Genomic DNA, 13,402 nt, shown 5'->3' with positions numbered 1-13,402 from the left:
AGCCGCTCGTGACGTCGGCGCTGGCGGGCGTGAGTCACGCCGGCCCCTTCGACAGCATGATGGCGACGAACGCGACTGCGGCCGAGATCCAGAAAATAGTGTTGCCCAGATCGCCGCCGGTGTGAACTTGCAGCGCCATGCGTTCCTCCCGCTCGATGTCGGACCGAGCGTTCGACGACACGACGCTCGGCCCGGTTGTTTTTCGCTCCAGGCCGTTCGACTTCGGCCGAAGTCGATAATTGCGCGGCGCGCCCGCGGCGAAACCGCCAGTTTCCACTCTGCGAGGGGTCCAGCCGCGCGGCCCTTCGCCGTGGGGTTCCCGACGCCGGTTTGCGCCGCCGTGCTTTCGTGTTAGACGAAGACTTTGATCGCGCTCGGTTCGCGATGCGTCGCGCTGTTCCAGCTAGCGGCGCGAACGACGCCCTCGGCGCGGCAGCCTGAGAAGGAACAGCGTTCTTGTCCATCCCGTTCCGCTATATCTGGTCGATCGGCGGCTACATCCTTCGCCAGCATCTCGCCGGCCGGAAGCGCTATCCGCTCGTTCTGATGCTGGAGCCCTTGTTCCGCTGCAATCTCGCCTGCGCCGGCTGCGGCAAGATCGACTATCCGGATCATATCCTCGACAAGCGCCTTTCGGCCGCGGACAGCCTCGCCTCGGTGGACGAATGCGGCGCGCCGGTCGTCGTCATCGCCGGCGGCGAGCCGCTGCTGCACAAGGAGCTGCCGCAGATCGTGCAAGGCATCATGGCGCGCAAGAAATTCGCCATCGTCTGCACCAATGCGCTGCTGCTCGCCAAGAAGATCGATCAATATGAGCCGAGCCCCTATTTCACCTGGTCGATCCATCTCGACGGCGACGAAGAGATGCACGATCGCGCCGTGAGCCAGAAGGGCGTCTACAAGCGCGCGGTCGAGGCGATCGCTCTGGCGAAGTCGAAAGGCTTCCGCGTCACCATCAACAGCACCTTTTTCCAGGACGCCGATCCCGAGCGCGTCGCCGATTTCTTCGACGAGGCGAAGCGCCTCGGCGTCGACGGCATGACCGTGTCGCCGGGCTATGCCTATGAGCGCGCGCCGAACAAGACTCACTTCCTCAATCGCGCGCGCACCAAGGAGCTGTTCCGCGACATTCTGCGCCGTGGTCGCGGCGGCAAGGCCTGGTCCTTCGTGCAGTCGACGCTGTTCCTCGACTTTCTCGCCGGCAATCAGACCTATCATTGCACGCCCTGGGGCAATCCGGCGCGCACCGTGTTCGGCTGGCAGCGGCCCTGCTATCTCGTCGGCGAGGGCTATGTCCCGACCTTCGAGCAGCTGATGGAGGAGACCGACTGGGACTCCTATGGCGTCGGCAATTACGAGAAATGCGCCGACTGCATGGTGCATTGCGGGTTCGAGGCGACCGCCGTGCAGGACGCCGTCGTGCGTCCGTGGAAAGCCGCCTGGGTCGCCCTGCGCGGCGTGCGCACCGAGGGCGATTTCGCGCCCGACATCCCGCTCGATAAGCAGCGGCCGGCGCAATATGTGTTCGACGCCAATGTGGCGACGCTCTCAGAGCTCCGGGAGGCCGAGGCTCAGAAGCGGTCCGAGAAGACGCCCACAGCGGCCTAGCGTCGCCGAGGATTTACGAAAATCCATCCCCGCGAGAATGAGGTCGCCGATCTGACCCGGCTCGCGGGCGAGATCACGAAACACGGCGCGCAGATCGACGCCGCCATCCGGCGTCACCGCGCTCTGCGCCAAAGGCGGCAGCGCGCGCGCCGCCGGATCATTGATGACGCGCACCACGGCGAGCGGCAGCCGCCGGCGCGCCGCGAAATCCGCCGCTATATGCGACTCCATATCGACGGCGACGGCGCCGGTCTTCGCCCGCAACGAGGCTTTGGCGGCGGGATCGAGCACGGGCGCCTCGACGCCGACGATGGCGCCGCAGACGATCTTGCCGCCAGCCGCGGCGAGCCCCTCGCTCAATATGGCCGAGAGCTCCGCGCTGGTGTCATAGCGCTCGCCGTCGGCGACCACGGCGCCGCCGACGACCACATCGCCCGGATGCAGCGCCGGGTCGAGCCCGCCCGCTATGCCGAAGCTGACGACGCCGGCGAGGGCGAAGCCTTGCGTGCGCTCCAGCGCCGCGCGCAGGCCTTCGGTGTCGGCGCCGCTGCAGATCGGCACCAGTCCCTCGCCCTCGGCGCAAGCGCGTTCGCTGAGCAGCCCGGTGATGATGAGAAAGCGCGGCGGCTCCTCGTCGTCATGGCCGTCCAAGCGGCGTCTAGAGGCCGGTCTGGACAATTTTGCTATTGCCTCTCTGCAGGTTGCGGTAGCGCGCGAGCGCCCATAGCGGGAAGAATTTCGCGTAGCCGTGATAGCGCAGATAGAACACGCGGGGGAAGCCGGTCGCGGTGAAGAGCTCCTCCGTCCACAGGCCGTCCTCGGCCTGCCGCGCCTGGAGATAGGCGATCCCGCGCGCCACGGCGAGATGGTCGACCTCTCCCGCCGCCATCAGCGCGAGCACGGCCCAAGCCGTTTGCGACGCTGTGCTCGGCGCCTTCTCATAGCCGCGATAGTCGAGCTTGTAGCTGTCGCCATCCTCTCCCCAGCCGCCGTCCTCGTTCTGAATGGCGACGAGCCAGTCGACCGCGCGCCGCATGGCGCGATGCTCCGGGCGCACGCCCGCGGCGTTCAGCGCGCAGAGCGTCGACCATGTGCCGTAGATATAGTTCATCCCCCAGCGGCCGAACCAGCTGCCGTCCGGCATTTGCTCGGCGAGCAGATAATCGACGCCGGCCTTCAGCCGCGGGCTCGTCTCCGGCCTGTCGCCGAGCTGGGCCAGCATGGAGACGCAGCGCGCCGAGACGTCGGCGGTCGGAGGATCGAGCAGCGCCCCATGATCGGCGAAGGGGATGTGGTTGAGGTAATAATATTCATTATCCGCGTCGAAGGCGCCCCATGCGCCGTTGCGGCTCTGCATCCCTTCGATCCATTCGCGCGCGCGGGCGATGGCCTCGTCATAGGGCTGCGGGCCGCCGCGATGCGCTCGGTCCATCGCCGTCACGACGACGGCGGTGTCGTCGACATCGGGATAATAGGCGTTGGCGTATTGGAAGGCCCAGCCGCCGGGACGCAGATCGGGCCGCTGCGCGGCCCAGTCGCCCTTCACGTCGAGCACCTGCAGCGGCGCGAGCCATTCGAGCCCCGCGCGCACGCGCGCCTCATTCTCCGCGCCGCCGACCTCGAGCAGCGCATGGCAGGCGAGCGCCGTGTCCCACACCGGCGAGACGCAGGGCTGGCAATAGGCCTCGTCGTCCTTGATCACCAGCAGACGCTCGATCGATTCGCGCGCGAGCTTCACGCGCTCGTCATCGGCGGGAACGCCGAGCACGTCATACATTTCGAGGCTGTTGACCATGGCCGGGAAGATGGCGCCGAGCCCGTCGAAGCCATTGAGCCGCGTGGTCACGAAGGCTTCCGCCGCCTTGATGGCGCGGGCGCGCAGGCCCTTGGGAAAATAGGGCTCGGCGGCGCGTAGCAGCTTGTCGACGGCGCCGAAGACGGCGATGAGCGCCGGATGCTGATGCGCGCCCTTCGGCCATTCCTTCACCGCCTCGGGCGGCGTCGTGAACAGCTCGCGAATATGCACGCCGAGCCGATTGACCGCCTGCGGCTTCAGGCTCTGCAGCACCAGGAGCGGCACGAGCACGGTGCGGCCCCAATACGAGATCTTGTCGATGTGGAACGGGAACCATTTCGGCAGCAGCATGATCTCAACCGGCATCGCCGGCACGGCGCGCCAGGGAACCTGCCCATAGAGCGCCAGCAGCGCGCGCGTGAACACATTGCTGCGCGCCGCGCCGCCATGCGCGAGAATCGCCTCGCGCGCGCGCGCCATATGCGGCGCGTCGATGTCGTCGCCGATCATCTTGAGCGCAAAATAGGCCTTCACGCTGGCGCTCATGTCGAAGGCGCCGGCGTGGAACAGCGGCCAGCCGCCATGCGCGCCCTGGATGCGGCGCAGATAATTGCCGATCTTGCCCTCGATGACGCGATCGATCGGCTCGTCGCGATAATGGCGCATCAGCACATATTCGGCGGGGATGGTGGCGTCCGCCTCCAGCTCGAAGCACCAATGGCCGTCCGCCGCGCCGAGCGCCGTCAGCGCCCGCGCGGCCCTCGCTATGCTCGCGTCGAGCGTGTCGGCGGAGAATGAGGGCGTCTCGGCGGCCAGCGCAGTCGCGGTCATGTCGATCCTTTCATCCGATCTTGCGTATAAATTCATCGGGTCACAGCCGCGCGACGCGCAGGCTCGGCGCCTCGGCGCCGCTCGACGGCTTGACCACGATCTCGACATCCTGGCCGAGCGCGACGAGAAAACGCAGCAGCCGCTCGACCGAGAATTGCCGGAAGTCTCCGCGCAGCATTTTGGAGACGTCCGGCTGCTTGACGCCGAACAGGCAGGCCGCCTCCACTTGCTTGAGGCCGCGCTCTTTGATGAGGCGGCCGATCTTGCCGACGAGCTGCGCCTTGAGCGCGCCGTCGTCGCTCTGACGCGCAGGCTCATGCGTTTCTCGTTGCTCTGCCCCTGTCATCGTCCTCTGTCCGGGTCGCGGGCGATCGGGTGAGGGAAAATCCCCGACCCTCGTCCTGAGGAGCCGCCGCACCAAGCTTCGCGAAGGACGGCCCGGGGCTGAATTGACGAGCATCTCGCCCGTGACCATCCTTCGAGACGCCCGCTTCGCAGGCTCCTCGGGACGAGGGCGACAGGCTGTTTCATGCACCCGATCGCCCTTCGAATCGCTCAGCAGAGCTTCATCGACATGAGCAGTTGCAAGAGGAGCGTGAGCGCGAGCATCCATCGAATATGCCGCATGTGTCGCGCGATCCGCTCGAACGTCGCATCGGCCCGGAGCGCGACCGAGCCGACCTTCGCCTGGATTTCTCTCCGATCGGTCGCCGAGTGGTCCATATCGAGCCCCCTATTCGGGACGACCTCCAATATAGTGATCTTCCTATATCGTCAAGCGCTCCGGCGGCTGGCTCATCCCTTGCTAAAACCTTTCCAGAGTCCGCCGCCTCTGTGTCGCGACGCGGCGATTGTTGGAAAGGGGTCAAGCCGATGGACGATCTTTTCGTGATTTGTCGAACAAGCCACATCGAGGACGGCCAAGCCCATGGCTTCGTCCTGATGCGCGCCTACGACAATGGCGACAGCAAGGCCTGGCCGATCCTCATCACCCGCAAGGGCAACAATTTCTACGGCTTCGAGAATTCCTGCCCGCACGAGAACATGCGCCTCGACACCCAGCAGGGCGTGTTCCTCGACGAGGACGGCAATTTTCTCACCTGCGGCCGGCATCGCGCGCAATTCGACATCGACACGGGCCATTGCTTCATCGGCCCCTGCCAGGGCGCGAAGCTGACGCCTCTCTCGCTCGTCGTCGACGACGGGGATCTCTGCATCACCGGGGTGATGCTGGCGGACGAGTGACGAAGGGCGCCCGGGCGAGAGACGGACTGGCGCGGGCGCCGGGACAAGAGAGGACAGTGAGGATCAATTCATGACCGACATGGCGGAACTGCAGAAGCGCAAGCAGCCCCTCAATCTGGCGATCGTCTATGTGGACCCCGACGCCTTCATCGCCAATTACATGGGCTGGCTGGAGATCACCACCTTCATCACCGCGCTGCGCGCCGGCGATGTCACGGTTCCCGCCGACGGCGTGACCCCCAAGCTCACCCCGCAGCAGCTGAAGGGCTCCGCGGCGGTCAATTACGGCGGCGACGCGCTGTTCGCCTTCTTCATGACCGCGGCGCTCAAGGGCGACAAGGCCGCGACGGACAAGGTCGAGGCCGCGCTCGTCGAGAGCATGGGCAAGGACTTCCCCGGCGCGACCTCCTTGTGGAGCTTCCGCACGCCGATGGACCCGCCCATCAGCCTCGAGGATCATGTCGGCGCCGCCGGCAAGAAGATGCTGCTCGGCGACATTCCGCCGCCGCCGCTGCGCGCCAAGGAGAATTGGAACTCCGGCATCCGCTTCTTCGAGCAGGCGCGCAAATCCAATTTCGTGCACGAGATCATGTATCCGCTCGCGATCTGGAGCCGCGAGCGCTGGACCGACACGCTGGAGAAGGGCATCTCCTTCCTCACCCATATCGAGGACAATGTCCCGGTGCTGCGCGAGGTGCTCGAGGAAAAGCGCAATGATCAGGCATTCGTCGCCAATCTGCTGCTCAAATTGGCGCCGGCCATCGATCAGGAGCTGACCGAGGATATGGAAGGCTTCCTGCGCTCGCTGGCGCGCCGCAACTGAGGACGGCGCCGAGCGCGATTTGTAAGCAGACGACGGCCGCCTCGGCCGTCGTCGCCAGCCTTCGCGCGGCGGCCAGCCGATGCTAGAAGAGCGAGCCTGAAGATCTATGGGGGCTCGCCCTTCCCCGCCTCTGACGCAAGCCACTCGTCCTACCGCGCGCGACGGGACGCCACGCGAAGGTCGCGGCAGGCGGACACGCGGCGTCACGCCGCCGCGAGCACCACTTCCTTATATTCCGGGATCACATCCTCCGGCGCGCCGACCGCGCGCACCGATCCGTTATCGATCCAGATGACCCGGTCGCAGAGATTGGAGAGGAAGTGCAGATCATGGGAGACGACGAGGATCGTCCCCCTCTTGGCGAAATCGGCGATGAAGGCCTCGCATTTGGCCTGAAACAGCTCGTCGCCGACCGACAGCGCCTCGTCGACGATGAGAATATCGGCGTCGGCGTTGGCGCAGATGGCGAAGGCGACGCGCGCCAGCATGCCGCTCGAATAGAGCCGCATCGGCTGATCGAAGAACGGGCCGATGTCGGCGAATGCGGCGATCGCCGGAAGGCGCTTCTCCACCTCCTTGCGCTTCAAGCCGAGAATGGCGCCGCCAATCATGGCGTTCTCGCGCCCGGTCAACAGGCCGTCGAAGCCCGAGCCGAGCGCGAGGATCGGCGCGACGCGTCCCTTCACCTCGAATGAGCCGCGCGTCGGCCGCGTGATGCCGCAGAGGATCTGCAGCAGCGTCGTCTTGCCGGCGCCGTTGCGGCCGATGATGCCGACCTTCTCGCCCTTGCCGATGGTGAAGCCGATATCATGGAGCACCCAATGCTCCTTGTAGAACTTTCGCCACAGGCCGAACAGCACCTGCTTGAGCTGGTCGTTGCGGTGGAGATAGAGCTGGAAGGCCTTGCCGACGCCTTCGCAGCGGATGATGGTCTCAGATGACATCGACGATCACCGATTTGTAGCGCATGAAGAATTGGTAGCCGAAGATGAACACGGCATAGGAGACGACGACCAGCGCGATATAGGCGAGAGGATGCGGCAGCACGCCGTCGAGCGCGACGCCACGCAGCATCTCGATATAGTCCCCGACCAGATTGAAGCGCAGCCACATGGAGAGATTGGGGGGCATTTGCGCGAGACGGTAGAAGATCGGCGTCGCGAACATCAGCACCGGCACCACCGACACCATGATATGGGCGACGTCGCGCGTGAAGGCGCCGAGCGCCATCAGGAACCAGACGACGCCCATCATGAAGCAGGCGAAGGGCAGCACCAGCAGCGGCGTGAACAAAATGGTCCAGGGCAGCTCATGCGCGGTGGCGAGGCGGAAGGCCATATAGACTGCAAAGCTCACGCCGCCATAGACGAAGGCGCGGATCGTCGCCACCCAGGCGATGGTCTCGCTGGGGAAGATCGACTTCTTGACGAAGGTCACATGCTCGTGCAGCAGGCCCGGCGCCCGATAGGCGAGCTCGCTGAACAGATTGAAGACGATGAGCCCGATGAAGATGCCGGATGCGTAGCTCGTCGTGCTGATGCCCTGGGAGAGCTGCGGCACGGTGATCGAGAACAGCACCGTATAGGTGAGCAGCATGATGAGCGGCGCGAGCACCGCCCACAGCGGCCCGAGCACCGAGCCGCGGAATCTCACCGTCAGCTCCCGGCGCACGACGGCGCGGATCAGCTCCCGGTGATGCCAGGCGCGCTCGATGGGGGCGACGGCGGCGGAAAGGGATGTCGGGGCGAGCGACTGCAGGTCAGGGCTCCTATGGATAGCGACGGCGCCGGACCGCATAGACCAGTTCGCGGCCGCTCATGTCAACGGTCGCCGACACGCAGGGCCAAGAGGAGGCTTGACCCGCGCCGCCGAGGCGCCATTCTCTCGTCATGATCCGCATGGGACACCCTCTCGCGCCGCTTCCGCCGGGCAGCAGCGGCTTCGCCAATCTCGGCGAGCGTCCGCGCGAGATTTTCCGCCAGATCGTCGACACTTACCTCGCGAGCGGCGATCCCGTCGGCTCGCGCCAGCTGTCTCGCCTGCTGCCGATGGCCTTGTCGCCGGCCTCGGTCCGCAATGTGATGCAGGATCTCGAGGAATTGGGCCTCGTCTACGCCCCTCACACCAGCGCCGGCCGTATGCCGACCGAGCTCGGCTTGCGGTTCTTCGTCGATTCGCTGCTGCAGATCGGCGATATGGAGGAGAGCGAGCGCGCGCAGATCGAGGCGCAGGTCGAGGCGGCTTCCAAGGACCACGACCTCGAGGGCGTGCTGGCCGAGGCGACCAGCCTGCTCTCCGGACTGACCCGCGGCGCCGCCGTGGTGGTCACCAGCAAGGACAATGCGCGGCTGAAGCAGATCGAGTTCGTCCGCCTCGAGCCGGAGCGGGCGCTCGCCATTCTGGTCGGCGAGGACGGCTCGGTGGAAAATCGCGTGCTGCAGGTGCCGCGCGACCTGCCGGCGTCCTCATTGGTCGAGGCGGCCAATTATCTCAACGCGCGCATTCGCGGACGCACTCTTCTCGATCTGCGCAGCGAGATCGAGGCGGCGCGCAAGGCGGCGCAGAGCGAGCTCGACGCGCTGACGGCGCGGCTCGTCGAGGCCGGACTGGCGAGCTGGGGCGGATCCGGCGCCGAGCATCGCCAGCTCATCGTGCGCGGCCAGGCCAATCTGCTCGAGGATTTGACCGCAATGGCCGATCTCGACCGCATCCGCCTGCTGTTCGCCGATCTCGAGACCAAGACCGAGGTCATCGATCTGCTGGAGCGGGCCGAGACCGGCGAGGGCGTGCGCATCTTCATCGGCTCGGAGAACCGGCTGTTCTCGCTCTCCGGCTCGTCGATGATCGCCGCGCCGCTGCGCGACGGCAATAAGCGCATCGTCGGCGCGCTCGGCGTCATCGGCCCGACGCGGCTCAATTACGCGCGCATCGTACCCATGGTGGATTATACGGCCAAAGTGGTGGCGCGCGTCGTCGCCGGCGGCGGCTGAGCCGATGATCATTTCCTGCGCCGCCGACTTCCGCGAGGCCGCGCGAAAAAAATTGCCGCGCTTCCTGTTCGATTACATCGATGGCGGCGCCAATGACGAGACGACATTGCGCGCCAATCTCGATGATCTGCGCGCCGTGCGGCTGCGCCAGCGCGTGCTGCGCAGCCTCCCCGAGGTCGCGCTCGGAACGGAGTTCTTCGGCCGCCCCGCCGATCTGCCGGTCATTCTCGCGCCGGTCGGCCTCGCGGGAATGGCGGCGCGCCGCGGCGAAGCGCAGTCCGCCGCGGCGGCCATGGCGCGCAACATTCCTTTCACCCTCTCGACCGTGTCGATCTGCCCGCTCGAGGAGGTCGCGGCCGCCTGCCCGCGGCCGATCTGGTTCCAGCTCTATGTGCTGAAGGACCGCGGCTTCATGCGCCATATGCTGGAGCGGGCGCGGGCGGCAGGCGTCGAGACGCTGGTGTTCACGGTCGATCTGCCGGTTCATGGCTCACGCTATCGCGACGCGCATTCGGGCCTCTCCGGGCCGTTCGTGCGCACGCGGCGGCTGCTGCAGGCGGCGGGGCGGCCCGCCTGGGCCTATGACGTCGGCCTCATGGGCCGCCCGCACGATCTCGGCAATATCTCCAAATATCTCGGCAAGCGCACGGGCCTCCTCGATTACATCGGCTGGCTCGGCCGCAATATCGATCCGACCATCGGCTGGCGGGACATCGAATGGGTCCGCGAGTTCTGGCCCGGCCCGATGATCCTCAAAGGCATATTGGACGTCGAGGACGCGCGCGACGCCGCGCGTTTCGGCGCGGACGGAATCGTCGTCTCCAATCATGGCGGACGCCAGCTCGATGGCGCATTGTCGACGGCGAAGGCGCTTCCGCCGATCGCCGACGCCGTCGGCGACGCGCTCACCGTGCTCGCCGATTCGGGCGTGCGATCCGGTCTCGACGTCCTGCGCATGCTGGCGCTCGGCGCGAAGGGCGTGATGCTCGGACGCGCCGCGGCTTTCGCGCTCGCCGCCGGCGGACGCGGCGGCGTCGAGACGATGCTCGACCTGCTCGCCAAGGAGCTGCGCACCGCGATGGTCCTGACCGGCGCGCCCTCGATCGCCGCGGTCGACCGTTCGATCCTCGCCTGAGCGCAGGCGGTTCCCTCAATGGTTCGGCTCGCGCGCCTCCGCCTGGCCAGCGTTCTTCACTCGCCTTCATCGAAGCGGCCGGCGCGAGAGTTATCCGTTGGAACCGTCACGGATCAGAGGATCATCGACCGATCGGCGTCACCAGGGCAATTCGCCTGCCTCGTTGACGAAGACGCCGGTCGGCCCATCGTCCTCGAGCAGCGCGAATTTGATCGCGATCACCGCCGCTTGGTCCGGAGTCCGCGTGCCCATGAAATTGGTCGCCTCCGTCGCCGTATAACCGGGGCAAATCGCATTGACCTTGGCGCCCTTGTCCTTCAACAGCCGAGCATAGCTGAGCGTCAGAGAATTCAGCGCAGCCTTTGACGCCTGATAGGTCGGCATCGCGAAATTTGCGTAAATCCAATCCGGCTTGGAGCGTAGCCCGAACGAACTCAGCTCGGACGAGACATTGACGATTCGCGGTCGCTTCGAGCGCGCCAGCAGCGGCGTCATCGCTTCCGTCAATCGGGCGACCCCGACGACATTGACCTCCAGCGTCCGTCGCATTCGTTCGGTCGTCGACAGCGACGCATCGTGGTCCAGGCCGATGCCGGCATTATTCACCAGAATGTCCAGGCGGCCGTGATCTTGCGCAATCAGCAGAGCGAGCGCGGAAACGCTGGCGTCATCCGTGGCGTCCAACTGCACCGGCCGCACATTCAACCCTTCTTTCTGCAAGGTGGCGCAAGCGGCTTCGCCCCGCCCGAGATCGCGACATCCGAGCAGAACATCTACTCCTCGGCGCGCGAGGCCAGTCGCAATCGCAAGTCCGATTCCGCGATTGGCGCCGCTGACCAAGGCAAAAGTCTTATTCGTTTCCATTTTGTCCGTCCCTGAAAGTCACAGGCGCGCCCGTCTGCAGAACAGCCACGAGCGTCAACCCTGAGAGACACTTCGGCCGCACGCGGCCGAAGAGCTTGCACAGACAAGCCGACACTTCGTATAAAACCTCGAGTTAGGTTGAGGTCAAGAGGGAGAACGCTCTCCATGAACACCAAGCGAATCCAGATGCTGTCGGTGGGAGAGGTCGCGCAACGAAGCGGCGTCGCGATCTCGACGCTTCATTTCTATGAGGCGAAGGGGCTGATCGCGTCGATCCGCAGCCGCGGCAACCAGCGACGTTTCTCGCGCGACATTCTGCGGAGAATCGCCATTATTCGCGTCGCGCAGCGCCTCGGCGTCCCCCTTGCGGAAATCGTCGACCTTCTGAAGCCCGTTCCCGCCGGAAAACAGCCGACGGCCGCCGATGTCAAAGACATGATCGTCAATTGGCGGCGGGCTTTGCAGGCGCGGATCGACGGACTGACTCTCCTCCGCGACAGACTGGACGGCTGCATCGGATGCGGCTGCCTGTCCTTGGAGGACTGCCCGCTACGCAATCCCTCCGACCGACTCGGCGCTGACGGCCAGGGAGCAGTATTATTGAAGTGCGATGGCGTCCGAGACGCGAATGATTAGCGATATGAGAACTGAGCGACCTTTGCGAAGTGGGACGGAATTTTTCGTGCCGACGCGGCGATGTTTCCGATCCGTTTACCTTCTCGCGACATTCTCGCTCACGGTAATGGTGAAGCTCTGGATTGGAAAACAAACAAATAAGCGTCAAAAAAGCGCCTAATTGCAAATTCATTCTACCTATCGTGCCGTGTCCGCGAGTGTGTGGTTGACCTCGTGAGACGAATCTCCAGTCACTCGATGCTGAAATAGCGTCGAAATAGCGTGCGTTACGGACAATGCTCCGAAAGTGGGGGTGAATGACTCAGACGACCGGCGACAACAACGAGCTCTCTACCGCAAGCCGCCGCGCCTTTTCCCGCAGAATCGTCTTTTCGGCCATCCTCCTCACCGGAGCCGCCGTCTCTGGCGCGATGATCTGCCTGAGCGACGGCCCGCGCCTCGACCCGGAGGCGGAGCAGATCGCCGTCCGAGCGGCGTTCAACCCCTTCGGAGCCCTGCTCGTCGATCTGCGCTCGCGCATGGCCTCCGCTATGGCGGAGTCCGAGATCGTGATCGCGTCGATCGCGCCGACCGAAGCGCGCAGCGGCGCGACCTCTCCCGCCGACGACGCCGATGCGCGCGAGGAGCGGACCGAAGCGGCGCAGCCGAGCCCGCCGCTCGCCCAGCAGACGGCGCCGCTGCCGCCGCGCCGTCCGAGCGAATTCGCCTTTCCTCTCGGGCGCGAGGGATTTCGTGCGCCGGCCCGCGGCGTCGCGGCGAGAAAGACCGCGCTCTCGCCGGCGCCCGCCGACAATCGCTCGCTGTTCGAGAAATTCTTCGGCGCGCTGCAGCCGACGACTTCCGCGCTCGCCTATGCGCCCTCCGACACGCGCCTCTCCGACGCCTGGCGCGCCAGCGCCAATCCGGCGCTGCGCTATGAGGAGGGCACCGCCGTCTACGACATCGCCGGCCATACGGTCTATCTCCCGGATGGCACGCGGCTCGAGGCGCATTCGGGCCTCGGCGACAAATTCGACGATCCGCGCTTCGCCCATGTGCGCATGCGCGGCGTGACGCCGCCGCATATCTATGAACTCACGCTGCGCGAGAAGCCGTTCCATGGCGTGCGCGCGATCCGGCTGACGCCGGTCGGCGGCGAGGGCAACATCTTCGGCCGCGTCGGCCTGCTCGCCCACACTTATATGCTCGGCCCGCGCGGCGATTCCAACGGCTGCGTCTCGTTCCGGAATTACGCCGCCTTCCTGCGCGCGTTCGACAAGGGCGACATCAAGAGGCTCGTCGTCGTCGCCAAGCTCGACTGAGCGCCGTCCGCTCTCGAAAATCTGTTCGCAACGACCGGCGGCGAGGATGCGATGCATCCTCGCCGCCGCTGCATTTTCAGTCTCGCGATCGGGCGCGCGCGGCGGCGAGGCGTATAATCCCGTATGGACTTGGCGCGGCGAAGGGAGGAAACGAATGATACGGCGGCGTCTCTC

Annotated in this window: 14 protein-coding genes; 7 read left to right on the top strand and 7 right to left on the bottom strand. The window is 65.7% G+C overall.

All coding sequences use genetic code 11. From position 1 onward, the window contains the following. Window positions 1-34: 34 nt before the first annotated feature. Window positions 35-277 carry a hypothetical protein gene (locus CQW49_RS17170; protein WP_024749559.1) on the bottom strand — a complete coding sequence of 81 codons (243 nt, stop codon included), beginning with the start codon at window positions 275-277 and terminating at the stop codon, window positions 35-37. A 179-nt stretch (window positions 278-456) separates the two neighbouring features. Between CQW49_RS17170 and hpnH the strand changes: the two genes are divergently transcribed. After that, window positions 457-1,608: an adenosyl-hopene transferase HpnH gene (gene hpnH, locus CQW49_RS17165; protein WP_003608483.1), complete on the top strand. Its 1,152-nt coding sequence runs from the start codon at window positions 457-459 to the stop codon at window positions 1,606-1,608. On the opposite strand, the gene CQW49_RS17160 is transcribed toward hpnH, so the two are convergent. From CQW49_RS17160 to CQW49_RS17150, 3 genes are read right to left on the bottom strand one after another with little or no spacing between them, the layout of a single operon-like run. Further along, window positions 1,549-2,259, bottom strand: a complete 711-nt coding sequence (locus tag CQW49_RS17160; protein ID WP_024749560.1) for a phosphorylase — start codon at window positions 2,257-2,259, stop codon at window positions 1,549-1,551. The genes hpnH and CQW49_RS17160 overlap by 60 nt on opposite strands. 7 nt (window positions 2,260-2,266) lie before the next feature. Next, entirely contained in the window at window positions 2,267-4,234 is a 1,968-nt protein-coding gene (shc, locus tag CQW49_RS17155) for a squalene--hopene cyclase (RefSeq protein WP_003608487.1), read from the bottom strand. Between the two features lie 40 nt (window positions 4,235-4,274). Beyond that, a complete protein-coding gene (locus tag CQW49_RS17150) occupies window positions 4,275-4,580 on the bottom strand; it encodes a helix-turn-helix domain-containing protein (protein WP_003608488.1) in 306 nt (101 codons plus the stop codon). A 527-nt stretch (window positions 4,581-5,107) separates the two neighbouring features. On the opposite strand from CQW49_RS17150, the gene CQW49_RS17145 reads away from it, so the two are divergent. Beyond that, entirely contained in the window at window positions 5,108-5,479 is a 372-nt protein-coding gene (locus CQW49_RS17145; RefSeq protein WP_003608490.1) for a Rieske (2Fe-2S) protein, read from the top strand. A gap of 70 nt (window positions 5,480-5,549) precedes the next feature. Further along, a complete protein-coding gene (locus CQW49_RS17140; protein WP_003608491.1) occupies window positions 5,550-6,302 on the top strand; it encodes a hypothetical protein in 753 nt (250 codons plus the stop codon). Window positions 6,303-6,505: 203 nt separating this feature from the next. On the opposite strand, the gene CQW49_RS17135 is transcribed toward CQW49_RS17140, so the two are convergent. Continuing rightward, window positions 6,506-7,246 (bottom strand): ABC transporter ATP-binding protein, encoded by a 741-nt coding sequence (locus CQW49_RS17135; RefSeq protein WP_003608492.1) that lies wholly within the window; start codon window positions 7,244-7,246, stop codon window positions 6,506-6,508. Beyond that, window positions 7,236-8,099, bottom strand: coding sequence for an ABC transporter permease (locus CQW49_RS17130; protein ID WP_003608493.1), 864 nt, complete (start codon window positions 8,097-8,099; stop codon window positions 7,236-7,238). Before CQW49_RS17130 ends, CQW49_RS17135 begins: the two co-directional genes overlap by 11 nt. Window positions 8,100-8,191: 92 nt before the next feature. Between CQW49_RS17130 and hrcA the strand changes: the two genes are divergently transcribed. Continuing rightward, window positions 8,192-9,292, top strand: coding sequence for a heat-inducible transcriptional repressor HrcA (gene hrcA, locus CQW49_RS17125; protein ID WP_003608494.1), 1,101 nt, complete (start codon window positions 8,192-8,194; stop codon window positions 9,290-9,292). A 4-nt stretch (window positions 9,293-9,296) separates the two neighbouring features. Beyond that, complete coding sequence (lldD, locus tag CQW49_RS17120; protein WP_003608495.1) at window positions 9,297-10,427, top strand: FMN-dependent L-lactate dehydrogenase LldD; 1,131 nt, start codon at window positions 9,297-9,299, stop codon at window positions 10,425-10,427. A 138-nt stretch (window positions 10,428-10,565) separates the two neighbouring features. On the opposite strand, the gene CQW49_RS17115 is transcribed toward lldD, so the two are convergent. After that, the gene (locus CQW49_RS17115) at window positions 10,566-11,291 is read right to left on the bottom strand and encodes an SDR family oxidoreductase (protein ID WP_003608497.1); all 726 of its coding nucleotides are present in this window, start codon (window positions 11,289-11,291) and stop codon (window positions 10,566-10,568) included. Between the two features lie 165 nt (window positions 11,292-11,456). On the opposite strand from CQW49_RS17115, the gene soxR reads away from it, so the two are divergent. After that, complete coding sequence (gene soxR / locus CQW49_RS17110; protein WP_003608498.1) at window positions 11,457-11,927, top strand: redox-sensitive transcriptional activator SoxR; 471 nt, start codon at window positions 11,457-11,459, stop codon at window positions 11,925-11,927. A gap of 296 nt (window positions 11,928-12,223) precedes the next feature. Further along, entirely contained in the window at window positions 12,224-13,228 is a 1,005-nt protein-coding gene (locus tag CQW49_RS17105; RefSeq protein ID WP_003608500.1) for a DUF2778 domain-containing protein, read from the top strand. Window positions 13,229-13,402 lie beyond the last annotated feature (174 nt).

Source organism: Methylosinus trichosporium OB3b (assembly GCF_002752655.1).
In the GTDB taxonomy this organism is placed as follows: domain Bacteria; phylum Pseudomonadota; class Alphaproteobacteria; order Rhizobiales; family Beijerinckiaceae; genus Methylosinus; species Methylosinus trichosporium.
This window is presented reverse-complemented; position numbering and strand designations above follow the sequence as displayed.

Coding starts and splice junctions, on each gene's coding strand:
- shc (WP_003608487.1), bottom strand. CDS start 4,234: ATGACCGCGACTGCGCTGGCCGCCGAGACGCCCTCATTCTCCGCCGAC.
- CQW49_RS17150 (WP_003608488.1), bottom strand. CDS start 4,580: ATGACAGGGGCAGAGCAACGAGAAACGCATGAGCCTGCGCGTCAGAGC.
- CQW49_RS17145 (WP_003608490.1), top strand. CDS start 5,108: ATGGACGATCTTTTCGTGATTTGTCGAACAAGCCACATCGAGGACGGC.
- CQW49_RS17140 (WP_003608491.1), top strand. CDS start 5,550: ATGACCGACATGGCGGAACTGCAGAAGCGCAAGCAGCCCCTCAATCTG.
- CQW49_RS17135 (WP_003608492.1), bottom strand. CDS start 7,246: ATGTCATCTGAGACCATCATCCGCTGCGAAGGCGTCGGCAAGGCCTTC.
- CQW49_RS17130 (WP_003608493.1), bottom strand. CDS start 8,099: ATGCGGTCCGGCGCCGTCGCTATCCATAGGAGCCCTGACCTGCAGTCG.
- hrcA (WP_003608494.1), top strand. CDS start 8,192: ATGATCCGCATGGGACACCCTCTCGCGCCGCTTCCGCCGGGCAGCAGC.
- lldD (WP_003608495.1), top strand. CDS start 9,297: ATGATCATTTCCTGCGCCGCCGACTTCCGCGAGGCCGCGCGAAAAAAA.
- CQW49_RS17115 (WP_003608497.1), bottom strand. CDS start 11,291: ATGGAAACGAATAAGACTTTTGCCTTGGTCAGCGGCGCCAATCGCGGA.
- soxR (WP_003608498.1), top strand. CDS start 11,457: ATGAACACCAAGCGAATCCAGATGCTGTCGGTGGGAGAGGTCGCGCAA.
- CQW49_RS17105 (WP_003608500.1), top strand. CDS start 12,224: ATGACTCAGACGACCGGCGACAACAACGAGCTCTCTACCGCAAGCCGC.